This is a genomic window from Mesorhizobium sp. L2C084A000 (assembly GCF_000502875.1).
Taxonomy (GTDB): domain Bacteria; phylum Pseudomonadota; class Alphaproteobacteria; order Rhizobiales; family Rhizobiaceae; genus Mesorhizobium.
Window position 1 is genome coordinate 903,864 of sequence record NZ_AYWX01000001.1, and the last position, 23,877, is coordinate 927,740.

21 protein-coding genes and 1 tRNA gene are annotated in these 23,877 nt (G+C 61.8%); 3 read left to right on the forward strand and 19 right to left on the reverse strand.

Features of this window, described 5'->3' with window-relative positions; genetic code table 11:
* Nucleotides 1-6: 6 nt before the first annotated feature.
* The 5 genes from X735_RS161605 to X735_RS161585 all read right to left on the reverse strand — a co-directional run bounded on the left by X735_RS161605 (nucleotide 7) and on the right by X735_RS161585 (nucleotide 6,290).
* Nucleotides 7-2,034 (reverse strand): aldo/keto reductase, encoded by a 2,028-nt coding sequence (locus tag X735_RS161605; protein WP_023809269.1) that lies wholly within the window; start codon nucleotides 2,032-2,034, stop codon nucleotides 7-9.
* Between the two features lie 35 nt (nucleotides 2,035-2,069).
* Entirely contained in the window at nucleotides 2,070-3,164 is a 1,095-nt protein-coding gene (ugpC, locus tag X735_RS161600; protein WP_023809270.1) for a sn-glycerol-3-phosphate ABC transporter ATP-binding protein UgpC, read from the reverse strand.
* A gap of 8 nt (nucleotides 3,165-3,172) precedes the next feature.
* Nucleotides 3,173-4,009: a carbohydrate ABC transporter permease gene (locus X735_RS161595; RefSeq protein ID WP_023809271.1), complete on the reverse strand. Its 837-nt coding sequence runs from the start codon at nucleotides 4,007-4,009 to the stop codon at nucleotides 3,173-3,175.
* Nucleotides 4,006-4,866 carry a sugar ABC transporter permease gene (locus tag X735_RS161590; RefSeq protein ID WP_023809272.1) on the reverse strand — a complete coding sequence of 287 codons (861 nt, stop codon included), beginning with the start codon at nucleotides 4,864-4,866 and terminating at the stop codon, nucleotides 4,006-4,008. Before X735_RS161590 ends, X735_RS161595 begins: the two co-directional genes overlap by 4 nt.
* A 152-nt stretch (nucleotides 4,867-5,018) precedes the next feature.
* Complete coding sequence (locus X735_RS161585; protein ID WP_023809274.1) at nucleotides 5,019-6,290, reverse strand: extracellular solute-binding protein; 1,272 nt, start codon at nucleotides 6,288-6,290, stop codon at nucleotides 5,019-5,021.
* A gap of 84 nt (nucleotides 6,291-6,374) precedes the next feature.
* On the opposite strand from X735_RS161585, the gene X735_RS161580 reads away from it, so the two are divergent.
* The 3 genes from X735_RS161580 (at nucleotide 6,375) to X735_RS161570 (ending at nucleotide 9,187) form a co-directional block, all read left to right on the forward strand.
* Complete coding sequence (locus tag X735_RS161580; RefSeq protein ID WP_196815295.1) at nucleotides 6,375-7,268, forward strand: helix-turn-helix domain-containing protein; 894 nt, start codon at nucleotides 6,375-6,377, stop codon at nucleotides 7,266-7,268.
* A gap of 320 nt (nucleotides 7,269-7,588) precedes the next feature.
* Nucleotides 7,589-7,664 (forward strand) — tRNA-Phe (locus X735_RS161575).
* Between the two features lie 212 nt (nucleotides 7,665-7,876).
* Nucleotides 7,877-9,187, forward strand: coding sequence for an integrase arm-type DNA-binding domain-containing protein (locus X735_RS161570; RefSeq protein WP_023809276.1), 1,311 nt, complete (start codon nucleotides 7,877-7,879; stop codon nucleotides 9,185-9,187).
* 264 nt (nucleotides 9,188-9,451) lie between these two features.
* On the opposite strand, the gene X735_RS161565 is transcribed toward X735_RS161570, so the two are convergent.
* From X735_RS161565 to X735_RS161505, 14 genes are all read right to left on the reverse strand, one after another.
* On the reverse strand, nucleotides 9,452-10,762 hold the full coding sequence (locus tag X735_RS161565) for a type II toxin-antitoxin system HipA family toxin (protein ID WP_031212476.1): 1,311 nt from the start codon (nucleotides 10,760-10,762) through the stop codon (nucleotides 9,452-9,454).
* Between the two features lie 12 nt (nucleotides 10,763-10,774).
* On the reverse strand, nucleotides 10,775-11,068 hold the full coding sequence (locus X735_RS0133585; protein ID WP_023809278.1) for a helix-turn-helix domain-containing protein: 294 nt from the start codon (nucleotides 11,066-11,068) through the stop codon (nucleotides 10,775-10,777).
* A gap of 685 nt (nucleotides 11,069-11,753) precedes the next feature.
* Complete coding sequence (locus tag X735_RS161560; protein WP_023689356.1) at nucleotides 11,754-12,032, reverse strand: DUF2274 domain-containing protein; 279 nt, start codon at nucleotides 12,030-12,032, stop codon at nucleotides 11,754-11,756.
* A gap of 13 nt (nucleotides 12,033-12,045) precedes the next feature.
* Nucleotides 12,046-13,263, reverse strand: coding sequence for a TrbI/VirB10 family protein (locus tag X735_RS161555; RefSeq protein ID WP_023809279.1), 1,218 nt, complete (start codon nucleotides 13,261-13,263; stop codon nucleotides 12,046-12,048).
* A 10-nt stretch (nucleotides 13,264-13,273) separates the two neighbouring features.
* A complete protein-coding gene (gene trbG, locus X735_RS161550) occupies nucleotides 13,274-14,302 on the reverse strand; it encodes a P-type conjugative transfer protein TrbG (protein WP_023724107.1) in 1,029 nt (342 codons plus the stop codon).
* An 11-nt stretch (nucleotides 14,303-14,313) separates the two neighbouring features.
* Nucleotides 14,314-15,021 carry a conjugal transfer protein TrbF gene (gene trbF, locus X735_RS161545; RefSeq protein WP_023809280.1) on the reverse strand — a complete coding sequence of 236 codons (708 nt, stop codon included), beginning with the start codon at nucleotides 15,019-15,021 and terminating at the stop codon, nucleotides 14,314-14,316.
* Nucleotides 15,022-16,341 (reverse strand): P-type conjugative transfer protein TrbL, encoded by a 1,320-nt coding sequence (trbL, locus tag X735_RS161540; RefSeq protein ID WP_023809281.1) that lies wholly within the window; start codon nucleotides 16,339-16,341, stop codon nucleotides 15,022-15,024.
* A 36-nt stretch (nucleotides 16,342-16,377) separates the two neighbouring features.
* Nucleotides 16,378-17,103, reverse strand: a complete 726-nt coding sequence (gene trbJ / locus X735_RS161535) for a P-type conjugative transfer protein TrbJ (RefSeq protein WP_023669263.1) — start codon at nucleotides 17,101-17,103, stop codon at nucleotides 16,378-16,380.
* Entirely contained in the window at nucleotides 17,100-19,550 is a 2,451-nt protein-coding gene (trbE, locus tag X735_RS161530) for a conjugal transfer protein TrbE (RefSeq protein WP_023809282.1), read from the reverse strand. Before trbE ends, trbJ begins: the two co-directional genes overlap by 4 nt.
* Nucleotides 19,544-19,816 (reverse strand): VirB3 family type IV secretion system protein, encoded by a 273-nt coding sequence (locus X735_RS161525; RefSeq protein ID WP_023735761.1) that lies wholly within the window; start codon nucleotides 19,814-19,816, stop codon nucleotides 19,544-19,546. The genes trbE and X735_RS161525 overlap by 7 nt, the downstream gene beginning before the upstream one ends.
* Nucleotides 19,816-20,124 carry a TrbC/VirB2 family protein gene (locus X735_RS161520; protein WP_023735762.1) on the reverse strand — a complete coding sequence of 103 codons (309 nt, stop codon included), beginning with the start codon at nucleotides 20,122-20,124 and terminating at the stop codon, nucleotides 19,816-19,818. The genes X735_RS161525 and X735_RS161520 overlap by 1 nt, the downstream gene beginning before the upstream one ends.
* An 11-nt stretch (nucleotides 20,125-20,135) precedes the next feature.
* Nucleotides 20,136-21,104, reverse strand: a complete 969-nt coding sequence (gene trbB, locus X735_RS161515) for a P-type conjugative transfer ATPase TrbB (protein WP_023809283.1) — start codon at nucleotides 21,102-21,104, stop codon at nucleotides 20,136-20,138.
* Nucleotides 21,101-21,514, reverse strand: a complete 414-nt coding sequence (locus X735_RS161510; protein ID WP_023711820.1) for a hypothetical protein — start codon at nucleotides 21,512-21,514, stop codon at nucleotides 21,101-21,103. Before X735_RS161510 ends, trbB begins: the two co-directional genes overlap by 4 nt.
* Before the next feature lie 119 nt (nucleotides 21,515-21,633).
* On the reverse strand, nucleotides 21,634-23,664 hold the full coding sequence (locus tag X735_RS161505; RefSeq protein ID WP_023809284.1) for a conjugal transfer protein TraG: 2,031 nt from the start codon (nucleotides 23,662-23,664) through the stop codon (nucleotides 21,634-21,636).
* Between the last annotated feature and the right edge of the window lie 213 nt (nucleotides 23,665-23,877).

Consider the following 23,877-nt stretch of genomic DNA (forward strand, 5'->3'; position numbering starts at 1 on the left):
AGCCAGCTAGGCAGCGCGCAGACTGCCGCCATCCAGCCATTCGAGATCGGCTTGCGAAAGCGTGATGTCGAGAGCGCGCAGGCTGTCGTCCAACTCATCCAGCGTGCGTGGCCCGATCAGCGGGATGGATGGGAAGGGCTGAGCGAGCACATAGGCCAGCGCAATATGGATCGGGCTCTTGCCCAGTCTCGCGGCAAGTTCGATCGCCCGGTCGCGGCGGCCGAAATTCCGCTCGGAGTACCAGACCCGCACCAGTTCCTCATTGTCTTGCTTGTCCCGACCTGCGCGATCGGTGAAGAAGCCGCGCCCCTGGCTTGACCAGGCGAAATTCGGCATCTGCCTGGATGTCAGCCAGGCCTTCCACGCATCGGTCGAGGAGGTGACGCAGCCGGCCCAGATCGGCTCCAGCATTTCAGCCAGCGAGAAATTGTTGGACAGCGCGCCGGGCTTTTGCTTGCCGGTGCGTTCGGCATAGGCAATCGCCTCATCCATGCGTTCCATCGTCCAGTTCGAACCGCCGAACGGGCCGCGGATGCGGCCGGCCTTCACCTCGCGATCCATCGCATCGACGAATTCGCCGACCGGCACATCCGGATTGTCGCGGTGCATGAAGTAAACATCGACGTGGTCGGTCTGCAGGCGTTCGAGCGACTGGTCGAGCTGCTTGCCGATCACATCGGGATAGCACAGCGGCGAGTGCGCGCCCTTGGCAATGACCACCGATTGCGCGCGCACGCCACGGTTTTTCAACCACTCGCCAAGCAGCTTCTCGGTATAGCCGCCGCCATAGACATAGCCGGTATCGAAGAGATTGCCGCCGGCCTCGAAAAAGGCATCGAGCAGGATCGAGCCTGAGGAAAACGTGCGGAAATCCTCAAAGCCGAGCGCCACCACCGACGCCGGCTTCGACAGGCCGGGAATAGTGCGCTTGGCGATCGCCGTGCCGCCGGACCGCAAAGGCCGGCCGGAGATGGTATTGATGCGTTGCTGGGCCTTCTCGATCCCGTATTCGAGGCCGGCGGCCGCCCGCCATTTGTCCAGTACACGCAAGGTGCCGAGGCTTTCCGCCCATGCCATGCCGGGCCAGGCGAATTCTTGGCCGCCGGCGCGGATGGCCTCACCGGCTGCGTCGACCTCGAAGGAATAGACATGACGCTTCTCGTTGACGCTGATGGTCTCGCGCGTGCCATCGGATGCGATGACGTCGATCCGGCCGAGACCAACGTCGCGGTTGCCGCCGGCGAACCAGAAGTCCGGCACCTCGATGCGGCCTTTGGTGCCGAGGATGCGCAGAACATTGTCCTGGTTAAGCGAGATGCTGCAGGAGACTTCGGCGACAATGCCACCCGGGAAATGCAGCAGCGCCGAGGCCCATTCGTCGACGCCGGACTGGCCAAGATGGGCAGTACCGACCACCTTGTCAGGCTCGGCGAAGGGTTTTCCGGCCGCGGCGCCGGCAATCAACCGCACCATCGAGACGGGATAGCCGCCGACGTCAAGAATGCCGCCGCCGGCGAGATCGTTGGCGTAGAGCCGGTGCTCCGGCATGAAGCGCGGCATCGCAAAACCAAAGCTCGACTTGATCATTCTGATCTCGCCGATGACGCCCGATCTGATCAGTTCCACCAGCTTCAGCGTCTGCGGATGCAGCCGGTACATGAAGGCTTCGCCGAGAAACGTGCCGGCCTTGCGCGCGGCATGCATCATGGCGTCGGCCTCGAAGGCGGTCAGCGCCAGCGGCTTTTCGCACAGCACATGCTTTCCTGCCTCGGCCGCCTTGATCGCCCATTGCGCATGGCCGGGATGCGGTATCGAAATGTAGACGGCATCGATTTCGGGATCAGCAAGCAGCGCATCGTAGCCATCGAGGATGCGGGCGCCGGGGAAACTCTCGGCGAGGCCGGGCTTGGCGGGATTGCGGGCACCGATGGCGACCAGCTTTCCGGTGCGCGAATCGGCCACGCCACCGGCAAAGGACTGGGCGATGCTGCCCGGTCCGAGGATGCCCCAGCGAATGGGCGTGGTTGCGGTCATTGTCATTCTCCTTGAAGGCTGGAAACGGCGGCCGGTCAGCGCAGCCGCAGTCCTTTTTCGTCGAACAGGTAGGATTTGCGGATGGAAACGGTGATCTCTGATGTGTCGGGGACCTTTGTCGCGTCGCGCTGGATCACCACGTCGTCACCATTGGCCGTTCTTGCGTAGAGGAAACTTGTGCCGCCCAGGTGCTCGACCACGTCGATGGCAACCACAAGGTCGGCGTCGCCCTCTCCGGCATTGCCGAAATGTTCGGGCCGCACGCCGACAATGACCTTGCTGCCGATTTTTGGGCTGCCCATTTCGGGTGCAGCGCCGGTCAGCGGTTGCGTGATGCGGGTCTTCTCCTGACCCGCCAGATCGACCACCACGCCACCCGCATCGTGCCCGACAACCCGGCCCTTGATGAAGTTCATCTTCGGCGACCCGACAAAGCCCGCAACGAACTGATTGTCGGGGTTGTCATAGAGATCGAGCGGCCGGCCGATCTGCTCGATATGGCCGGCGCGCATCACGACGATCCTGTCGGCGAGCGTCATCGCCTCGGTCTGGTCGTGCGTGACATAGATCATCGTCGTGCCGAGCTCCTTGTGCAGCCGGGAGATCTCGACGCGCATCTGGACGCGCAATTCGGCGTCGAGGTTGGAGAGCGGCTCGTCGAACAGGAACACCTGCGGTTCGCGCACGATGGCGCGGCCGATGGCGACGCGCTGGCGCTGTCCGCCGGAGAGTTTTTTCGGGCGCCTGTCCATCAATTCGCTGATGCGCAGGATCTCGGCCGCCCGCTTCACCCGCCGTTCGGTGTCGGCCTTTGGATTGCCGGTCATGCGCAAGCCGAAAGAGAGGTTCTGTTCGACGCTCATATGCGGATAGAGCGCGTAGGACTGGAAGACCATGGCGATGCCGCGGTCGGCCGGCTCGACATCGTTGACCACCTTGCCGCCGATGGCGATCTCGCCGCCGCTAATGTCCTCGAGCCCGGCGATCATCCTGAGCAGCGTCGATTTTCCGCAGCCGGAGGGGCCGACGAAGACGACGAACTCGCCGTCCTTGATGTCGATGCTCGCGCCATGGACGACCTCGAAGACGCCGAAGCGCTTGACGACACTGTTAAGCGTGACCGTTGCCATGCTGCCCCTTACTTGACCGCGCCGGCGGCGATGCCGGCGATGAAATGGCGCTGCAGCAGCACGAAGACGACGAGCATCGGCACCGTCAGCATCACCGCACCCGCCATGATGCCGCCCCATGACACCTTGGTGAGGCCGATCAGCGTGCCGAGCGCTACGGGTGCTGTCATCGAACCCGGCTGGCTGTTGATCAAAAGCGGCCACAGATAATTGTTCCAGGAGGCGAGGAACAGGATGATGGCGAGTGCGGCCAGCATCGGCCGCGCCAAAGGCAGCGCGACGAAGAGGAAGATGCGCCATTCCTTGACGCCCTCGACGCGCGCCGCATCGAAGAGATCGTCCGGCATCATCGAAAAACTCTGCCGCATGAACAGCACGCCGAGCGAATTGAACAGCGGCGGGACGATCAGCGCCACCCAGGTGTTGGCGAGCTTGAAGTCGCGCGCCACCATGATGAATTGCGGGATCAGCACGACCGCATAGGGCAGCGTTATGGTGCCGAGGATGATGGCGACAACCGCGCCCTTGCCGAAAAACTGGTAGCGGGCCAGAGCCCAACCGGCCATCGACGTCAGCAGCACCGACAGGAATGTGTAAGTCACCGCCACCGATACCGAGATGCCGATGGCGCCGACGAAGTTGGTGTCACGCTGCAGATTGTTGAAATTGTCGATGAAATTGCCGTGCGGCAACAGCTCGATGCCGGGGCTGAAGATGCCGTTGTCCGGCATGGTCGAGAACACGACCATCATCCACAACGGAAACAGCCAGATCAGCGCCAGCGGCGTCAGGAACAGATGCAGAGCGATGCTGCGTCCCAATCTGGCTGCGGAGCGCGAACTCATTTCGGTTCCCTCGTCAGCCACAGCTGCGCCAGCGTGATGGCGATCGCCAGCCCGGCCATGGTGTAGGCCACGGCCGAGGCGTAGCCGAAATTGAGCGACCGAAAGCCCTGGCGGTAAAGCAGCAGGCCAAGCGTCTCCGTGCCGCCGCCCGGCCCGCCGCGCTCGGTGATCAGGAAGGGCTCGGTGAACAGCTGCATGGTGCCGATGATCGACAGCACGAGGCAGAACACGATGACCGGCTTCAGCAGCGGCAGGGTGATGTAGAAGAACTGCTTGAGCTTGCTGACGCGGTCGAGCGTCGCCGCCTCGTAGACATCTTCGGGAATGGACTGCATGCCGGCGAGCAGGATGATGGCGTTGTAACCGGCCCAGCGCCAGGTCACCGCGATCATGATCAGCGCCATCGCCGGCGTGACGTTGGAAAACCAGTCGATCTTGGGCAGGCCGATGCTGTTCAGGAGCTTGTTGATGATGCCGAAATCGAGGTTGAACATCAGCCGGAACACCGCCGAATAGGCAACCTCGCCGACCACCACCGGGGCGAAGAAGGCAAAGCGGTAGAGGCCGCGCGCCTTCAAGAGCGGCGAGTTCAAAAGCACCGCCATGACCAGCGCCAGCGAGATCATCACCGGCACCTGGATGACAAGGATGAGCAGCGTGTTCTTCAGGGCGTTGAAGAAGGCCGGATCGCCGATCAACCGGCCCCAGTTGAAGCCGGGCGCGAACCGCCACGGCACGGTACGCGTCGCCTGGAAGGAAATCATGAAGGAGCTGATGATCGGCCATACCCAGAAGATCGCGAAGATCAGCAGATAGGGCGTGAGGAAGCGATAGGCCGTGGCGTTGCGATTGCGCATCTTCCTCCTCCTTCATTTCGTTGCCGCTTCGGCCATGGCCCTCGCAGCAGCGGAGCCGGTTTGCCAGCAAATACAGGTCCCGTGGGAGAACCCCACAGGCCGCGACCAGGTCCGGGCGGCGCAAACGCCTGTCCCGGACCCGGCTTGGGAGGTTATGACTTGACGGGCAGTCCGGTTGCCGCCGCGATCTGGCTTGCGGCATCGTCGAGTGCCGTCTTGGCGTCGGGGTAGCCGCCGGCCAGATACTTGGTCTGCACGGCGCGGACGATGATTTCGGCGTCGCTCTGGAACTGCGTGCCGCGGCTCGGAACAACCTTCGGCAAGGTGCCGAGAATGTCCTTCCACACCGCCTGGCCGCCCCAATAAGGCAGGCCTTGCGCGACATAGGGATCGTCAAGCGCCGAGATCAGGGACGGCACCAGGCCGAACTCCTTCAGCATCGTGATCTGGCCTTCATTGGTTCCGAGCGTGTATTTCAGATAGGCGTAGGCGGCCTCCTTGTTCTTCGACGCCGAGGTGATAGCCAGTGAGGAACCGCCGAGATTGGCGGCGCGCGGCCCGTCGGCGGTGAGGCTCGGCATCAGATAGACGCCCCATTTGCCGTTTTCACCGGCAGATTCGGTGCGAATGGTGCCCTCATACCAGCCGCCATAGATCTGGGTGGCGACGGTGCCGGCGGTGTTGTTGGTGATCTTGGTGCCCCAGTCGGCCGACGAGATGATGCCGGCGTCCTTCATCTCCTTGACCTTGGTCATGGCATCGACGCATTTGGGCTGGTTGACCGTGATCGATTGTCCGTCCTCGGAGAAATAGGCGCAGCCCTGTTCGTTGGAGATCATGCGGAAGAATTCCGAGTCACCGTTGAAATCGGCATTGGTCATCGAGACGCCTGGGTTGGCGGCCTGGATTTTCTTGCCGGCGGCGATGAAATCATCCCAGGTCTTGATCGAAGTCGGATCGACGCCGGCCTTTTCGTAGAAGTCGCGGCGATAAAAGGCGGCCACCGGGCCGGAATCCCACGGCATTGCGTAGGCCTTGTCGCCCACTTCCAGCTCGGTGCGCTTGAAATCGGGGAACTTTTTCTGGTCGTCGGCTGTGTAGCCCAGCGTATGCAGGTCGACGAAGCAGTCGGGGAACTGGCTCCAGTAATTCTCGGCCTCACCGTTCTCGACGGTGACGATGTCGGGCAGGCCTACGCCGCCGGCGGCGCAGCCGGCGATCGACTTGTCGTAGGTTGGCTGGTTGCCGAGATCCTGGACCGTGACCTTGACGTCGGGAAATTGCTTGTTAAAGCCGGCAATGGTCGCCTTCAGCGATGAAGCCGCGACATTCCAGCTCCAGATGGTGATTTCGCCGGATTGCGCGAAGGCCGGGGCTGAGCCCAGGGCAAGCGCGAGCGCGGCGCAGGTCATTGTGATGCGCATTGAAATCCTCCCATTCATTTGCTCTCTCACTGTGAGCGTGGCTAGACTATGCAGTGGGCAAGGCCTGTCGCCGTCAAAGGGAATATGAAATTGGCGGAAAGTAAGATGCCTGAACGGCCGTTCTACCAGCCTGGGGCCAGCAGCGTGGAAGGCCTGCCGCTGCTCCTGCAGATGTTTCACACCAATCCGCTGGTGATGCTCAAGCCGCACTGGCACGCCCAGGTCGAGGTTAATTTCATCGTGCGCGGCAGCGTGCATTACCTCATGAACGACCACGAGATTTCGCTTTCGGCCGGCGAGATGTGCCTGTTCTGGGGTGGCCTGCCGCACCAGATGGACGATTTGTCCGACGACGCCATCTATGCCGGGGCGCATCTGCCACTGGTGCACTTCTTCCGGCTGCACCTGCCCACCGATATAAGGCACCGGCTGATGACCGGCGCGACACTGGTGACATCAGCCACCGACCAGTCCGACAACCATAATTTCGAGCGCTGGAACCGCTACGCCCGGTCCGGCGACCAGGCCAAGGCCGAACATGCCGTCAACGAATTGCTGCTGCGGCTGGAGCGGGTGCGGTTCGAGCCCTACCGGCTGGTATCCGCAACTCCGACCGACCAGGAAACAGGCAGCCCCTTCGACCAGCAATCGTCGCGCAATGTCGGACGCATGTGCGATTTCATCGCCGAAAACTTCCTCTACGACATCGATTGCGTGAACATCGCGGCGGCCGCCGACATCCATCCCAAATATGCCATGAGCCTGTTCAAGAAATCCACCGGCATGACGCTCAACGAGTATGTGAATCTGTTGCGGCTGAGCTATGCGCAGGCGCTTTTGATGCATCAGGACGCCAATGTGCTGCGCGTCGCCATGGATTCAGGCTTCGGCTCGCTCAGCGCCTTCAACAAGTCGTTCCGCAAGCTCGCCGGCATGTCGCCCTCCGATTTTCGCCGCGGCGTGACCGGCGTCAGATAGGCGGCGGCGACCAGTGGCGCGTCTGAGCCGCAAATGCATTGGTGCGCCTCGATCGCCGGCTAAAGGCAGTGCCACGGCATGTCAGCCGGCAATAGCGGCACGGACAGGATGGCGAAGGCCGCATCGTGCCATGCCGTGCCCGATTCCGGCCTGCAAGCGGCATGGAAACCGGGGCACCGCACGGCATCGCTTTTCCTGCCCGAAATCGCCCACTAGGCGCTGGACAGGCCGAATTCCCGTGCTATAACCCACGCGCTTTCAAGGGGCGCCCACGGCGCCTCGATGAAATCCGGTCAACGCGTTTTCGTTTGCCGGAACAGGCCCAGATAGCTCAGTTGGTAGAGCAGCGGACTGAAAATCCGCGTGTCGGTGGTTCGAATCCGCCTCTGGGCACCATCCCCTCTTCTCCCGACACTCCGTTTAGCCGAACCGTCTACGCTGCAGCTTCTGCAAGCGACTGGAATTATTGATCTTTTGCTGTCGCATTGCGCAATTAGGCGTGACAGAGAGCGCTTCGGGCGCATTTGATCCAACGAGGCGGGGGGATGGTATTTCCGTTGGTATTCGACATCCTGATGGTATCGAAACAGCCAAGGGAGACCTGACGAATGGCCCTATCCGACGTGAAATGTCGAAACGCCCGCCCTGCTTCCAAACTCGCGAAATTGTCTGACGGGGGCGGGCTGCAGCTATGGGTACAGCCCACGGGCTCTCGCCTCTGGCGGCTCGCCTACCGCTTTGACGGCAAGCAGAAACTGCTCGCGCTGGGCAGCTATCCCCTTATCTCTCTCGCCGAGGCACGGGAGGCGCGCGATGATGCTAAAAGGCTCCTGCTAGCTGGCGTCGACCCTGGAAAGGAACGCAGCTTGCGGAAGGCCGATTCGGCAAAGGACTCCTTTCGCTCAATCGCGGACGAATATGTTGACAAGCTGAAGAAGGAGGGACGTGCCGACCGGACGATCAGCAAGGTCAAATGGCTGCTCGACTTTGCCTATCCGATAATCGGCGACAAGTGCATTCGGGAGATCGAGCCGGCCAGCATCCTTACCGCCCTCCGTCGCGTGGAGGTTCGCGGTCGATATGAGTCGGCCAGGCGACTGCGCTCCACCATCGGCAGCGTGTTTCGATACGCGATCGCGACCGCACGCGCCGAGACGGATCCGACCTTCGCCCTCAGAGGCGCACTCATCAGTCCGAAGGTAACGTCTCGCGCCGCGATTACCGATCCGAAGGCCTTGGGCGGTTTGCTGAGGGTGATCCATGCATTTGACGGACAGCCTACAACCCGAGCCGGTCTGAAGCTGATAGCGCTGCTGTTTCCCCGCCCAGGCGAGCTTCGCGCCGCTGAATGGGAAGAGTTCGATTTTGAAAGCTCGGTGTGGACGATCCCTGAAGCACGCATGAAAATGCGACGGCCGCACCGCATACCCCTATCAAAGCAAGCGATCAGCGTCCTGACTTCACTGAGAGAAATCTCTGGTGATGGATCGCTGCTGTTTCCTAGTGTTCGATCGGCTTCGCGTCCGATTTCCGACAATACCCTTAACGCCGCACTGCGTCGTATGGGTTACAGCAAGGAAGAAGCTACCGCGCATGGTTTTCGAGCAACGGCATCAACTCTGCTGAACGAATGCGGCAAGTGGCATCCGGACGCGATAGAGCGGCAGCTGGCCCACATTGAGAACAACGACGTTCGGCGCGCCTACGCCCGGGCAGAGCACTGGGACGAGCGCGTCGAGATGATGCAGTGGTGGGCCGATTATCTGGATGAACTCAAGAGCAAAAACCTGCGGGTGATCTCAATCGAGGGACGCCGCAAGCCTGCTGTCCACACACCAACGCGACCATCCACTTTGAACCCAACAGCGGCCGTTCATCAAACGCCGATACAAATCTCCAACCGCCGGAAATCATACTGACCGTCGAAAAACGCCACAACTCGACGCCAAATCGTAGGCCCGCATTGTCAGATTTCCTGGAGAGAAAGTTGACCGCGTTCGGCGGGAAGCTGCCGTTCTGCAGCCGACCCCATTTCCGTCATTCAAGCTGCCGATGGCCGGTTCCGAAACCGGCCATCTACCCGGCCCGGAGCCGGGGCGCTATTAGAGCGAGAATCCCGTGGGCAGTGTGCGGTCCGTCCTTTCGCCGGCATTAGTCCGTGGATCCGCTATCCCCGCCCGACTTTAACCTCCACAACCTTCCTCTCCATAGATCCGGGACAAGCCCTTGATGCGCGTCGCGATCGCGTCGACGAGGCGACCAACGATCTCATGGATGATCCCCTCCTGGCGAAGCTCTTGGGCGCACTCCGATGCCATATCGGGCATCACCGCGAGCTGATGGCGGATTGTCCGCACCGTGTACTCGCTGCCAACCTTTGCTGAGGACGCACAGCGCCCCCAGTGGCGCGGCATGATCTCGTCGATTGGATAGACTCTGTCGATCTTCATCGCCAGTTTAAGGTCGCGCATCTCAGATTGGATCTCTCCCCCGAGGTGCGGCAGAATGGAGGAGATGTCGTAGAGCGGAGCTAGGCGGGCCTCGCCCTGGGCACCGAGCAGCATCGAGTAGTTCTTTGCATGCGCGTCCGTGCCGGCGATGATCCAGTTGAAGACGTTCGCGGCCATGAAGATCTGACGGTCTTGGACGGGGTCGAGGGAGGCCGACAGCACCTTTCTGGAGATCGTCGTGATACCTGGCCCACCCTGGTTCTCGTACTTGAGCGTCGGCATCACCGACAGGGCCTGGCACATGTCCTCCTGATGGATGCGGATGGTCTTGCCGTCGATGTTGCGGCGGTCGTAGCGCTCGATAACGATCGCCTTTTCGCCTGCGAAGTCGAGAACCTGGCTATGTGCAGCGTCCATGCCGAGCTTGGATGCAAGCTGCAGGCAGAAATGCTCGTTCTCGGTATGCCCGTGCAAGTGCGGCAAAGGCGGCTTGAAGATGTGTGTCGTGGGCGTGTCGCCTAGAGGGATCCCCCAGCGATTGCTGCCCTTGTCGAAATGGAACGCCGTCTTTGCCTGCGCACCAGCGAGACTGAACTGACCAGGATCGCCGATTCGCCGGGTCGCTGCACCATCCTTGCGCAGATCGCGCAGGCGGTCGCCGATCTGCGCCTCGGTGAGCAACTCCACGTTCTCGCCGCGGGAAATCTGGTCGCCACGCGAAAGGAACTGGACGGCGCCGGCGCAGTCGCGGCCGACATTCTTGAGCAGGGCAAAGGGGTTTCGGGCGGAGACCTGGAACCTCTGCGCCCATCTGGCGAGGGTCTGCTCATTATCCGGCAGTAGGCCCCAGAGGAATGCCTCGACGACCTTGCCCTCGTAGGTCCTGGTGATCGTCGGCATGGACAGGGAGAGCGGGATCGCCACCCGGCCTTCCATCCATGCCTCGTGATAGGAGAACGAAAGCTTGCCGCCCTGCAGGTGGTGGAGCCCCCCAACCGGTCTGCCAGCGATATAGACGTCGAGGGTGTCGATCGGGTTCATCATGATCATCGTCATCTAGAGCTTGTAGGGAATCTCGTCGTCGTCATCGTCGACATGCCGTTCATCGGCATTATGATGATGATCAGCCGACGTCGGCGCCGGCGGGATCTGAAAGTCCATCTCCACACCAAGCGTGGTCAGCGCCAGCAGCACGTTGCCGATCTCGGCGCTGGGCTTGCCGTTCTCGATCCACGACACCCACGTCTGCGTCGTGTTGACCATTTTGGCCAAGGCAGCCTGTGACAGGCCGCGCCGGGTGCGGGCCTCCTTGATCAGGATTCCAATGTCGCGAGCTGTTCTGATCTTCATGGCGTATACGATTTCTGTATGAGCTAGCCTGATATAGGCTCATATATGACGGGTGTCAATATACGTTACTATATCAATTTAACGCTATATAGGTTCACATATCGGCAACCTTCATATACCAACCTATATAAAATCATTGCGCCACGCAACAATGTGCGATCGACCTTTCGCCACGGTACCATCGAGAATGACCGCTGGTCGAGAACTCAACAACTTGTCGGGGCCGGGAGCGGTCTGGTCCGCTATTCAATTACTGTTGGCGAGAAGCTGTCATTCAGCATCCGGTCTGGCGGCATCGTGACAAGATCGATTTTTGTCCGAAGAGAACGAGGCCGGCAGCAAGAAAAAGCCACGGCTTTTATGCACTTATTGTCTAGCAGGCTTAGTTGTTCCCCTGAAACTTGAATCTCCCTCAGACTCAGTGTCTTCTCAAGGTAGCCGCTGGGAATTAGACATGCCTTCAGGCTCGTTTCAACACCGCGTGTGGCAATGGATTGTCGCGTGCTTTCCGACGCCGGCTCACCTCGATGTACAGGAGCGCAATCATCGCTTCCTTGAAGAGGCGCTCGAACTCGCTCAGGCGAATTCCTGCACAAAGGAGGAGGCACTCGAACTGGTGGAGTACGGACCGGCGGCAACGCGGTCAGGATCAAGAACCTAGCGTGCTCCAAAACGACACCAAGCGCTAACCGTTGTCCAGTGTGGAAGATGATTGCCTTCGTGGTTTCTCCGACGCGCCGGCGCCCGGCAGACCTTCCTTTCTGGCCTTGGCAAACGCCCGGTCGCCTTCCAGGAACCCGACCAGCATAAAGGGGATCAGTTCCGCCACCGTTTCGGACTCACCATAGGTCTCACGGTAAAGTGCGGCATAGTCGTTGAGTGCTTGGCTCAAGTCGGCGCCAACGGTGATGGTGATCTTCGAAGGTGTCCGGTCCGGAAGTTTTCCGAGTTTCAGGTTAGCCATGAAGTCCTCCTGTTCACCCCGTGTATGGCCGCAACACGAGGTCCTTGTGCACGATGACGCGCAACGGCCAACCAGGGCGCACGGTGATCGTGGGTTGGACGTTCAGGTTCTTTTCAGTGATCCGTTGGCCCGCTTGACTGACGTTCTGCTGGGTGGATTCACGAATTGCCTTAACCAAGTCGCTTTCATTTTCCCCAAAGCTCAACTCGGTACCAACCCCCAGCAATGTGGCTACCGCGACGCCCTTGATCAACTGCCAAGTATGGAAATCCACCTTGTCCTCGAGCCCGGCATAGCCGGCCGCGTCGGTCACGGGCAGATTGTCGATTTCGGTAGAGGAGCCGTCCGGCATCACGATGCGTTGCCACACCAACAGAGCGCGCCTTTGCCCAAAGGCTACAACGCTGTCGTAGGTGCCGATCAGCCGTGAGCCCTGCGGGATGAGCAGGATGCTGCCGGTGACGCTGTCGTGCACATTCTCGGTGATCTGGGCGACGACAAGGCCGGGCAGATCGGAATTGATGCCGGTGATCAGGCTTGCAGCGATCACGCTACCGGCCATGATCTGATAGGGCGAAGCCGGCGTCTGCAGTGCATGCGGGTTGTAGATCCCGCCGGTGTTCCGTTGATCGATGAAATCGAGCTTGCGCTGTTGATTGTTCTGGTCGCCCTCGGCCGGCGCGACGGAAGCTCGCTGGCCTTCGGTATCTGGCTGCGGAGACGCCGTCTCGAAAGGCGAACGTCCGCCCTGCCCATTGCCAAAAGCTTCCGTCTGCTGGGGCCGGTTTTCGATGCGGAAGAGGACTTGCGACTCGCGCGCCTCAATCGCTTGTTGTGCAAGCCGCTGCGCCTCGGCGGAAACGTCTTGCCCAGGTGCGATGCCAAGCTGGCGCTGGTGCTCGAGAATAGGACGGCCGAGATCCCCGGGCAGCGGCGGTCCAAGCACCGGAGCCTTCGGCTTGCTCCCGGAATAGTCCTTGGGCAGCGATTCAAGTCCCTCGGCGGTCGGGTTGCGGTCGGTGCTGTAAAGCTCTTCAGCCTGCTGCTTCAGGCGCAGTGCGGGCCCCTGCAGCGCCATCATCGTGACGCCAAAGATGGTGGCGGAGCCAACAGCTGCGATCGCGACGACTATGCCGCGCTTGAAGCGCACGGCCCGGCGCGGTGAGGCCCGCAGCTGCAGCTGTTCGGGATCGAGTTTGGGCGGAACATTTGGGCGGGACGTGTCGGTCATGAGCCTCCCCTCACCTGCCAAAACGCGAAAAGAGCGATATCCGCCGCGGCAGTTGCCGTCCGTCGGTCCTGGTGATGCGCACCACCTGCTGCTGCTTGGCGCCGAGACGGAGTTCAGCCGCGGCAAAGAGGCGCTCGACGATGTAGTAGTTGCCGTGCATCCGATAGTTGACGAGCTGGTTGTCCCCGTCAGCACCGACGATGAAGAGCGGTGGCGCCTCGCCCTGATCAATGCGCTTCGGGAACTCTATGTAGACCTTGCTGCCATCATCGAAGGCGCGCGTCGGTCTCCACGGCGGCGTGTCGCCGGTGATCGAATAGCGGAAGCGGATGTTTTCGAGTGCTACGTTCGAGGCCGCGGGCATTTCAGCCTCTGCCTGAGCATTGCGCCGCCGAAGCGCCACGAGTTGGTCTTCGCTGTAAATCCAGGAGAGCGCCGCCATGGCAGTTTTCTCAGTGCTTTGAAGCTGCAGGTGATAGGATCGCCTGTCGGTCGTGATGACCAGATTGGTGGCAAGCCCCGGCGCGAATGGCTTCACCAGCACATGAGTGCGCTGGTCATCGCCTGAGCCACTAACGGTGTCACCGATTACCCAACGGACCGTATCGCCGGCTGAGACCGAGGTCAGCTTCTCGCCCCGCTGCAATGAGATATCGGTGACGCGCTCCGGCGCGGCGTAGAGCTGGTAGAGCGCGCCGTCGGCAAAGGGGTAAACCTGCACCGCATTGACATAGCCAAACTTGGTGGGTTGTTGCGTCGCCGCCTTGTTGGCATCGGCGACCTGTTCTTCCGGCGAGCGCTTATCTGGGGCGGGCTTGCCGGGTGCGGGCATCAACTGACCAGGCAACGGTAACGGTTTCGGCACTTCCACGACCTTGACCGGCTTCTCCGGCGCCTTCTCGATCGCGGCTGGTTTGAAGTCCTCGTGGTCATAGGAAATCTGAGGCGGCGGCACTGGCTTCGAGGCACAGGCCGAAAGAACCGCAGCAGACGCCGACAGGATCAAGGCAGCACGAAGCAATGGGGCTCTATTTGTCATTGGCGGGCTCCTTAGGGGAAACGGGGGTTGGCGGCGCTGTCGAGCTCGCGCGACCAGTCGATGGCGTTGATGAATACGCCGAGCGGGTTCTTGCGCAGCTGCTCGGTTGTCCTAGGCGGGCGGATGAGGATGGTGAGGATCCCGATCCAGCGCGTCGTGCTGGCGAGGCTGCCGCGCTCGAACACCTGCTCGGTCCATTTGACCTGGAACGAGCTGTCGGAAGCCCTGACCACGCTGGTCACCTGCACTGACACGCTGCGCGTGCCTATTTGGCCGAAAGGGTCGTTCGCCTTGGCATATTCGTTGAGGAAGAGCGCCGCTCGGTCGGTGGCAAAGTCGTAGGCCGACAGCCAATTCTGCCGCACCAGAACCGCATCGGTGGAAACCGAACGAACATTCTGGATGAAGCGGCTGAGATGCCAGGCGATCTGGGCGTCGTCGGGCTGGTAGTTTTGGACTGCCGGCGTGACTGCGTGCGCCTCGCCAAAGCGGTCGACCTCGACGACATAAGGCACGACGCGGCCCTGCATCGACTGCCACAGAAGCCCACCGGAAAGCCCCGTCGCCAGAGCCAGGCAGCCAAAGGCCATGAAGCGCCAGTTCTTGGCCTGGACGCGCGCCGTGCCGATGCGCTCATCCCAGAGTTGGCTGGCCTTCTGGTAGGGTGTTACGGGTTCGGGCGTCTTTCCATAACGCTGAACGGGTCGCTTGAAGAGCATCTAGTCTTCCTTGTCATTGAGGGAGGGATTGGCGCCGCTTCCGCCCCGATCTCCATCGCGCACCGCCTGCGTGGCAGCATTGCGATGGGCGCGTGCGGTCTGTTCGGAACGCAGACGCCTTGCCCAGGCAGGCGCGGCCGCGGGAGCTACAACTGGAGAGCTTCCGCTCATCGAGCTGGTCGGCATGCCGCCGGTCATCCAGCCGGCATCGCGACCGGCGTCGGCACTACGGCGGAATGGTTCTGCTGCGGATCGCATTCCCCGCATCGCGGCGCCGCTAGCGGCACTCGCCACCCCCTGCAGCCCAGCAGCTACCCCGGACAGCCCGGACTCGGGCGATGTCGCGCGCCCCGTTTGCCAAGCGACGGTGGCAGCGGACCCCATGGCGGCGCCGGCACGGACTGCGGCGAGGCCGCCGCCTGTTGCCATGCGCGCGCCGGCAAACGTAGCGCCTCCGGCAACGAGCGTTGATCCAGCTGCGGCCGCCGTTGTTCCAAGTGCCGCGCCGGCGCCAAGCTGCGGCGCGCCGGAAACGAGACCCGAGGCAATCCCGGGGCCGAAAATGCCGAGCCCAAGCAGCGCCAGCGCACCCAGCACCTGAGACATGGCCGCCGCCAGGTCCGGCTCCTGGCCCTGCAGGGCGGAAGCGAACTCGCCAAAGAGCGTGGAGCCGATGCCGACGATGACGGCAAGCACCATCACCTTGATGCCCGACGAAATCACATTGCCGAGCACGCGCTCGGCCAGAAACGCCGAGCGGTTCCAGAGCGCGAAGGGCACCAGGACGAAGCCGGCCAGCGTGGTGAGCTTGAACTCGAGGATGGTGATGAAGAGCTGGATGGAAAGAATGAAGAATGCGATGAGGACCAGGAACCAGGCCAGAAGCAGCACGAAGATGGTGAGCGCGTTACCGAAGATCTCGGGGAAGCCTACTAGCTGGCTCGCTTGATTGAGGAGCGGCCAGGCGCCCTCGAAGCCGGCCGCGGCAATGCGGCCTGGCCGCAGGAGACTGTCGGCGGACAGGTTGCCGGCCGATGCGTTGATGCCGAGACCGGCAAAGGAGCGGTAAATTATGTCGGCCAGGTTCTTGAAATTGTTCAGGACGAAGGCGAAGGCGCCGACATAGAGCACTTTGCGAACAAGCCGGCCAAGTATGTTGGGCTCGCCGCCGAACGCCCAGACCAAGCCCGCGAGCGTGATGTCAATGCCGATCAGAATGGTGGTGAGAAAGGCGACGTCGCCCGAAAGCAGACCGAACCCACTGTCAATGTAGCGGGTAAAGGTCTCCATGAAGCGATCGATGACTCCGAGGTCGTTCATGTCGCCGCCTTCCTCGTTGTCTTGAAGAACTGCCGCTCAGTTGCCGGGATAAGCCGTGCCGGTGCCCAGGAAACGCTTCGTCGTCTCGCGAGCGGCTTCCTCAGACTGCGCCTTGCGCGCCGCATCCTCGGCCTCGGCCCGGAACTGGGTCGCAAGCAGCGTCTGGATCTGCATCTGCTGCTTGGTCGAAAGCGCGATCAGCTGATTGGTAGCCTGGCTTGCCTCGAGGGCACCTGCCGCGCCCTGACTGCGATTGACGAGATCGGTAAGCAGGTCGCCATCGGCCTGCACGTTCTCGACGATCTGCGACTGCGCGCTCATGGTCTGGCGGAACGCCTGCATGGCGCTCTGCCAGCGCTCGCGCGCGGCGCTCGCCACATCGCTGACCTTGATGGTGGCGTCGTAGCTTTCCGGATATTGCTGGCGCCACTGGTCCTGCAGCTTGTCGAGATCGAAGCTCAGGCCGCTCGCCTGGGTCATCAGACCGTCAATCCGTTGGAGCGAGCCGGTAAGCTGGCCCACGGAAGAGAAATCCAGGCGCTGAAGGTTGCGCGCCATGTTCTGCAGCATGGTCGCCTGGTTCTGAAGCGACTGGATTTGGTTGTTGATCTGCTCCAATGCGCGTGCTGCCGACAGCACATTCTGCGTATAGTTGGACGGGTCAAACACGATGAGCGCATAGGCCGGCTGGACGTAGTCAGCCATCGGTTTGGCGATCAGGGAAACGGTGACCAGGCTAGTAAAAAGGCGGCGTCCGATCATGACGATTGCTCCTTGTTAGGTTGAGGAAATTGCTGGAGAAGCTCGGCAGCCCAATCCAGGCCGCGCGCACTGAAGAAACGGGCGGCAAAGCTGCCCTGCCCTTCTTCGGAAAGAATATTGTCGATCAGGTTCTGGGCGGCCGGGTCGGAGGCGCCGCAAAGCGCAAGAGCGATCGGGCCTAGCCCGAGCTCGAAGAGGCGATTGCCGCGGCGCGACTGCAGATAGTAGTGGCGCTTCGGCGTGGCGCGGGCGACCAATTCGATCTGTCGCTCATTAAGACCGAAGCGCTCATAGGCTGCCCGTGCCTGCGGCTCCACCGCACGATCATTGGGGAGAAAAATGCGCTGCGGGCAACTCTCGATGATTGCCGGTGCGATAGAAGAGCCGGCGATGTCGGCAAGCGACTGCGTCGCGAAAATGACGGAGACGTTTTTCTTACGCAGTACCTTAAGCCATTCGCGGATGCGGGCGGCAAAGAGCGGGTTGTCGAGATAGACCCAGGCCTCGTCGAGCATGAGCAGCGTCGGCCGCCCGTCAAACCGGTCCTCAAGACGATGGAACAGATAGGTGAGCATAGGCAGCACAGCGCCTTGGCTGTGCATCAGCTCCTGGGTCTCGAAACACTGCACATCCGAGATGGCCAGCCGGTCGTCATCGGCATCGAGCAGCCGGCCGAATGGACCGTCGAGCGTGTAGGGCATCAACGCCGATTTGAGCGCATTGGACTGAAGCAGGACCGACAGGCCAGTCAGCGTGCGTTCCTGCGCCGGCGCGGTGGCGAGGCTGGTGAGCGCCGACCAGATTGCCTCCTTCACCTCCGGGGTGACGGTGACATTCTCGTGGGCAATGAGGCCGGCGATCCATTCGGCCGCCCAGCTCTGTGTGGCCGGGTCGTCGATGTGGCGCAGCGGCTGGAAAGCAAGCGCACCATTCGCACCCAACGCATGGTGGTCGCCGCCCATGGCAAGCGCGGCGGCGCGGGCCGAATTGCCTTTGTCGAAGACATAGATTTGCGCGCCAGCGTAGCGCCGGAACTGCAAAGCGATCAGGGCAAGCAGAACCGACTTGCCGGCACCGGTCGGCCCGACAATCAGCATGTGGCCGACATCGCCGATATGGGTCGAAAGCCGAAACGGCGTCGAGCCGCTGGTTTCGGCGAAAAGAAGCGGCGGAGCGTAATCGCCGGTGACCTCGGCAAGATGCTCGTTCTCCGCTGGACCTGCCCACACGGACGACAGCGGCATGAGATGGGCAAGGTTAAGCGTGTGAACGAGCGGCTGGCGAACGTTGGCGTAGACATGACCCGGCAATGAACCAAGCCACGCTTCGACGGCATTGATGCTTTCGCGAATGGTGGTGAAGCCGAGCCCGTTGACGATCCGCTCGACGGCGCGAAGCTTTTCCGCGGCGGCTTTACGGTTCTGATCCCACACCGTCACCGTTGTGGTGAGATAGCCGAAGCCGACATGATCGCCGCCCAATGCCTGCAGTGCTGCATCGGCATCGAGCGCCTTGTTGTCGGCGTCGCTGTCGACGAGAGGCACCGGTTCGTTGGTCACCACCTCGCGCAGAATAGCCGCGATCGATTTGCGCTTGGCAAACCACTGCCGGCGGAGCCGAGTCAGCGTCTTCGTGGCTTCCGCCTTATCGAGTGGAATGAAGCGCGTCACCCAGCGATAGGCGAAATCCTGGTTATTGAGCGCATCAAGGATTCCTGGCCGGGTGACGTTCGGAAAGCCGAGAACTGTCAGCGTGCGCAGATGCTGTTCGCCCAGCATCGGCTCTAGGCCGCCGGTCAGCGGCGCGTCAACCAGGACGCCGTCGAGATACATTGGCGTTTCAGGCACGGCAACGGGATGACGGCGGGTCGAGATCGTGCCGTGCAGGTACGTCAGGGTCTCGGCATCGTCGAGCGCGCGCACCTCGGGCACGAAGCCCGAAAGAAGATCGAGGACGCGGTCAGTCTCGTCTCGGAACCGGGCAAGCTCCTGGCGCCAGTCTCTTTCCCCTCCCAAGTGATGCGAGTCGACGAGAGCACTTTCCGCGCGCGCTTGGCCATCGGGCCCAGGCATGAAGACCAAGGTCAGATGATAGATGCTCTCGAAATGCGCGACCTTGCCCTCGAAGGCCGCGCGCCGTTCCTCATCGATCAGCCATGAGGCAGCATCGGGAAGGGCCGAGCTCGGATAGCCCAGCGCTTCGATGCGCTCGGCCTCGAAGAACAGCGCCCAGCCAGAGCCGAGCCTTCTCAGCGCATTGTTTGCCCGCGCGCATATGCCGATAAGTTCGGCCTCCGTCGCGCTTTCAAGGTCGGGGCCACGAAACCGCGATGTCCGTTGGAAGCTGCCATCCTTGTTGAGCACGATGCCGGGCGCGACGAGTGCTGCCCAGGGCAGATGGTCGGCAAGCCGGTCGGCTTTGCCGCGGTATTCGGAAAGCTTCAGCATGCAAGCCAGCCCTTCTGACGAAGATGACGGACAAGTACGCTGGCAAAGTCCGGGTCGCGCCGTGCGGCAAAGACCGCGAGCGTGTGGCCGGCGATCCAGAGCACTAGACCGCCAATCCACTGCTGCAGGCCAAGGCCGATTGCGGCGGCCGCGGTGCCGTTAAGGATCGCCACCGCCCGCGGCGCGCCACCGAGCAGGATCGGCTCAGTCAGCGCCCGGTGGACGGGCACCTCGAAGCCTTGGATATGCTTCTCTCCCATGGCCATCAGACGAGCGCCCCGCCACCAAAGGAGAAGAAGGAGAGAAAGAAGCTCGAGGCCGCGAAGGCAATCGACAGGCCAAAGACGATCTGGATCAGCCGGCGGAAACCGCCGGCCGTGTCGCCGAACGCAAGGGTAAGGCCAGTGGTTATGATGATGATCACGGCAACGATCTTGGCCACCGGCCCCTGCACCGATTCCAGGATCTGCTGAAGCGGCTGTTCCCAGGGCATGCCGGAGCCGGCAGCGTGAGCCTGGGCCGTGAGAAGAAGCGCGACGGCGGCGGACGAAAGAAAGCAAATTTTCTTGCGCATGAGATGACCTTTCAAAGCTGCTGGAGTTGCGGAAGAGTGAGCTGGCCAACGGCGTAGTCGCCACTGCCGTCGAGGCCTGTGACCTCGGCAATCGCGTCTATGCGGCGCGACGATCCGCGTCCGGCGATGAAGACAATCAGGTGGACAGCATCGGCGATCAGCCGGCGGGGAACGGTGACGACCGCTTCCTGGGCGAGCTGCTCGATCCGGTAGAGGGCCGAGCGCGCCGAACTGGCGTGGACCGTGGTGATGCCGCCGGGGTGACCGGTGTTCCACGCCTTCAGCATGTCGAGCGCTTCCGCGCCTCTGACTTCGCCGACGATGATGCGGTCGGGCCTCAGCCGTAGGGTCGAGCGTACGAGATCGGCAAGTGTGACGGAGCCCCGCCTCGTCCTCAGCGCAACACAGTCCTTGGCCGCGCATTGCAGCTCGCGGGTGTCCTCAATGAGGATCACCCGCTCATCGCATTCGGCGACTTCTGCCAGAAGAGCATTGGCAAGGGTCGTTTTGCCCGATGATGTGCCGCCGGCGACCAGGATGTTGCGCCGCTCGCGTACCGCCTTCCTCAGGGCATCAGCCTGCAGCGGGAGCATGATGCGATCGGCGACATAGTTGGCCAGCGTGTAGAGTTTTGCTGCCGGCTTGCGGATGGCAAAGCATGGCGCCAAGACGATTGGCGGCAACAGGCCCTCGAAACGCTCGCCTGAGGGTAGTTCGGCACTGACGATTGGGTTGTCCGCATGCGCCTCGGCGCGCACGTGAGAGGCAACGAGGCGGACGATGCGTTCGGCCTCGGAAGGATGCATATGCACGCCGGTATCGACCCGGCCTTCTCCCAACCGGTCGAGCCGCAGCGCGCCGTCGGGGTTGACCATCACCTCGATGACGGTCGGATCGGCAAGGGCCTCGGTGATCGCGTGGCCCATGGCTGTGCGCAGCATGGCGCGGCGGCGGTGGTCGGCTGCGGGATGAGAGCTCATCCTTCGCCTCCATTGCCATTGCCGTTGCCAAGCGAGCGCTTCCCGGAGGCGATCTGGCGACCGACCTGCTCGACGAATTTGTCAAAGCGCTCTTGGGCAATCGCCTGTGTCGCCCGATCCGGGACCGGCGTGTGGGAATGAAGCGTAATCGAAAAGCGTATGAAGAGTGCGAGGCTCTCCAGGATCACCTCGACATCGGTTCGGATATGGTCGAGGTCGCGGGAAAGACGGTCGAGACGCCTGCCATAACGATTGTCGAGTTCGTTCTCGCCACGCCGCTCGATGAAGGCCTCGACCGCTTTCGCAACGATCGCCGATTTTGTGGTCGACGGGTTGCGGCTGAGCGTTTCCAGCTTCTCGCTTAACGCGGGTTCGAGCAGAAACTGGTGGCGAATGCGATGGGGCTTCATGGGGCTCGTTCCGACTGGCCGGCGCTGATGCGCCGGCGGCGGGAACGAACATCGCCGATATCTGAAAAATCGCTTATGGGCGTTATCTACGCTGAGATACGCCTGAGCTGCGAAAGCGCTTAGAAGCCGGGGATGATGTCCTTGTCGTCGCCCCTTCCCTCGTTGATACCGTAGGCGCTGGCTGCGGTGGAAACCCGGTCCATGACGCGCTTGTCTGCGAGTGCCTCGGCGTCATCGTCCGCCAGATTGAAGAGGTCGTCTTGATCAGGCTCCTGAGAGACGACGACGTGGTCTTCAGGCAGGCCGGGATGACGCTGCTGTTGCACGCCGCCGTCTTCTTCGATTGCCGCGCCGGCGTTTTCGTCATCTGCAGCGAGACGGCGGTCAACACTGCGGACTAGTCCGCTCCAATCGTCGGGGCGCGACGCAGGACAGTCCGCGTACAGACCCTCCCGCAACACCGGCGCCGGCAGCACCCGTTCGGTGAAATTCGGATCCTGGTAATAGCGCAACTTCTGGGCGCGGATCGGCGGCAACCCCGAAGCAAGGATTAATTCGTCAGCTTGCGGCAACTGCATCACTTCGCCAGGCGTCAGCAGCGGGCGAGCAGTCTCCTGGCGACTGACCATGACGTGCGAAAGCCAGGGAGCCAGCCGGTGGCCGGCGTAGTTGCGCATGGACCTGAGTTCCGTCGCCGTACCGAGCGCATCCGATATGCGTTTGGCCGTGCGCTCGTCGTTGGAGGAAAAGGCAATGCGCACATGGCAATTGTCGAGAATGGCGTTGTTCTCGCCATAGGCTTTGGAGATCTGGTTCAAGGATTGCGCGATCAGATAGGCGCGGATGCCGTAACCCGCCATGAAGGCGAGCGCGGTCTCGAAGAAGTCGAGGCGACCAAGAGCCGGAAATTCGTCTAGCATCATGAGCAGTTGGTACTTGCGGCTTTTCTTCGGGTCACCTTCCAGCCGCTCCGTCAGTCGCCTGCCGATCTGATTGAGCACCAGTCGCACCAGTGGCTTGGTGCGCGAGATATCCGATGGCGGCACCACTAGATAGAGCGACATCGGTCGTTCCGCATCCATGAGGTCGGCAATGCGCCAGTCGCAGGCCGATGTTGCCGAGGCAACCGTCGGATCACGATAGAGCCCGAGAAACGACATTGCGGTCGAGAGAACGCCAGAACGCTCGTTCTCTGACTTGTTCAGCACCTCGCGAGCCGCCGAGGCCACGACGGGATGGACCCGAGGTGTGTCCGCCGTGCCGAGGTGGTTGGTGGTCATCATCCGCAGCAGTGTCGCGGCAAACGAGCGTTGCGGATCCGACAGGAAAGTGGCGACGCGCGCGAGCGTCTTTTCTTCTTCCGCGTAGAGCACGTGCAAGATGGCCCCGACCAAGAGTGAATGACTAGTCTTCTCCCAATGATTCCGCCGCTCCAGCGCGCCTTCCGGATCGACGAGAATGTCCGCGATGTTCTGAACGTCGCGAACCTCATCTGAACCCCTGCGCACTTCCAGCAGCGGGTTATAGCGCGCCGATCTCGAGTCGGTCGGATTGAACAGGAGGCAGAAAGAGAACTTCGACCGCCAGCCGGAAGTCAGCTGCCAGTTCTCGCCTTTGATGTCGTGAATGACGGCCGAGCCGGTCCAGGAAAGAAGCGTCGGAACAACCAGTCCAACACCCTTGCCCGAGCGCGTGGGAGCAAAGGCCATTACGTGCTCCGGCCCGTCATGGCGAAGATAGCGGTCCTTCAGCTTGCCAAGGAAAACACCGGCTGGTCGAAACAGCCCTGCCTTCTCGATCTCCCAAGACACGGCCCATCGCGACGAGCCATAAGTGGTGACTAGGCCGCGCTGCCGCGCACGCCAGAGGGAGCCAGCGATGGCGGCCGCGCAGCCCAAGAATCCGCTGGCTCCGGCAAGCATGCCGGCCTTGTCGAAGACCTCAGGCGCATAGGCGTCGAAGTGAAACCACCATTCGAACAGTTTCCACGGCTTGTAGATCGGTCGGGCCGCCGCGGCAAACCATGGCGTGCCAAGCTGCGGCTGATAGTCCAGCATGTGGGCGCACCATTGCGTTGCCGCCCATACGCCAACGATGACGATGGCGAACACAATGACGATCTGGCCGACAAGGAGCTTCGTCGGTGTCACGGGCACAGCCTCCACTGTTTGGTAGTAGATGGAAGCAGCATGACGTGACGTTTCAGAATATCGAAGATACCCAATATACGCGCCCGTGCGATGCAGTGAACGTTGCAGGCTTGGAAGACTGGGGCGCCAAGAAGTGTCATCGCGAAGGGCGAGAGCGAATGACTTGTATGGGGCCGACTGCGGACAGGCAGCTTTCGGAAACATGATTGCGAA

What these genes read in the sequence shown, in the direction of transcription:
- X735_RS161605 (WP_023809269.1), bottom strand. Translation starts at nt 2,034, where the DNA reads ATGACCGCAACCACGCCCATTCGCTGGGGCATCCTCGGACCGGGCAGC.
- ugpC (WP_023809270.1), bottom strand. Translation starts at nt 3,164, where the DNA reads ATGGCAACGGTCACGCTTAACAGTGTCGTCAAGCGCTTCGGCGTCTTC.
- X735_RS161595 (WP_023809271.1), bottom strand. Translation starts at nt 4,009, where the DNA reads ATGAGTTCGCGCTCCGCAGCCAGATTGGGACGCAGCATCGCTCTGCAT.
- X735_RS161590 (WP_023809272.1), bottom strand. Translation starts at nt 4,866, where the DNA reads ATGCGCAATCGCAACGCCACGGCCTATCGCTTCCTCACGCCCTATCTG.
- X735_RS161585 (WP_023809274.1), bottom strand. Translation starts at nt 6,290, where the DNA reads ATGCGCATCACAATGACCTGCGCCGCGCTCGCGCTTGCCCTGGGCTCA.
- X735_RS161580 (WP_196815295.1), top strand. Translation starts at nt 6,375, where the DNA reads ATGAAATTGGCGGAAAGTAAGATGCCTGAACGGCCGTTCTACCAGCCT.
- X735_RS161570 (WP_023809276.1), top strand. Translation starts at nt 7,877, where the DNA reads ATGGCCCTATCCGACGTGAAATGTCGAAACGCCCGCCCTGCTTCCAAA.
- X735_RS161565 (WP_031212476.1), bottom strand. Translation starts at nt 10,762, where the DNA reads ATGATGAACCCGATCGACACCCTCGACGTCTATATCGCTGGCAGACCG.
- X735_RS0133585 (WP_023809278.1), bottom strand. Translation starts at nt 11,068, where the DNA reads ATGAAGATCAGAACAGCTCGCGACATTGGAATCCTGATCAAGGAGGCC.
- X735_RS161560 (WP_023689356.1), bottom strand. Translation starts at nt 12,032, where the DNA reads ATGGCTAACCTGAAACTCGGAAAACTTCCGGACCGGACACCTTCGAAG.
- X735_RS161555 (WP_023809279.1), bottom strand. Translation starts at nt 13,263, where the DNA reads ATGACCGACACGTCCCGCCCAAATGTTCCGCCCAAACTCGATCCCGAA.
- trbG (WP_023724107.1), bottom strand. Translation starts at nt 14,302, where the DNA reads ATGACAAATAGAGCCCCATTGCTTCGTGCTGCCTTGATCCTGTCGGCG.
- trbF (WP_023809280.1), bottom strand. Translation starts at nt 15,021, where the DNA reads ATGCTCTTCAAGCGACCCGTTCAGCGTTATGGAAAGACGCCCGAACCC.
- trbL (WP_023809281.1), bottom strand. Translation starts at nt 16,341, where the DNA reads ATGAACGACCTCGGAGTCATCGATCGCTTCATGGAGACCTTTACCCGC.
- trbJ (WP_023669263.1), bottom strand. Translation starts at nt 17,103, where the DNA reads ATGATCGGACGCCGCCTTTTTACTAGCCTGGTCACCGTTTCCCTGATC.
- trbE (WP_023809282.1), bottom strand. Translation starts at nt 19,550, where the DNA reads ATGCTGAAGCTTTCCGAATACCGCGGCAAAGCCGACCGGCTTGCCGAC.
- X735_RS161525 (WP_023735761.1), bottom strand. Translation starts at nt 19,816, where the DNA reads ATGGCCATGGGAGAGAAGCATATCCAAGGCTTCGAGGTGCCCGTCCAC.
- X735_RS161520 (WP_023735762.1), bottom strand. Translation starts at nt 20,124, where the DNA reads ATGCGCAAGAAAATTTGCTTTCTTTCGTCCGCCGCCGTCGCGCTTCTT.
- trbB (WP_023809283.1), bottom strand. Translation starts at nt 21,104, where the DNA reads ATGAGCTCTCATCCCGCAGCCGACCACCGCCGCCGCGCCATGCTGCGC.
- X735_RS161510 (WP_023711820.1), bottom strand. Translation starts at nt 21,514, where the DNA reads ATGAAGCCCCATCGCATTCGCCACCAGTTTCTGCTCGAACCCGCGTTA.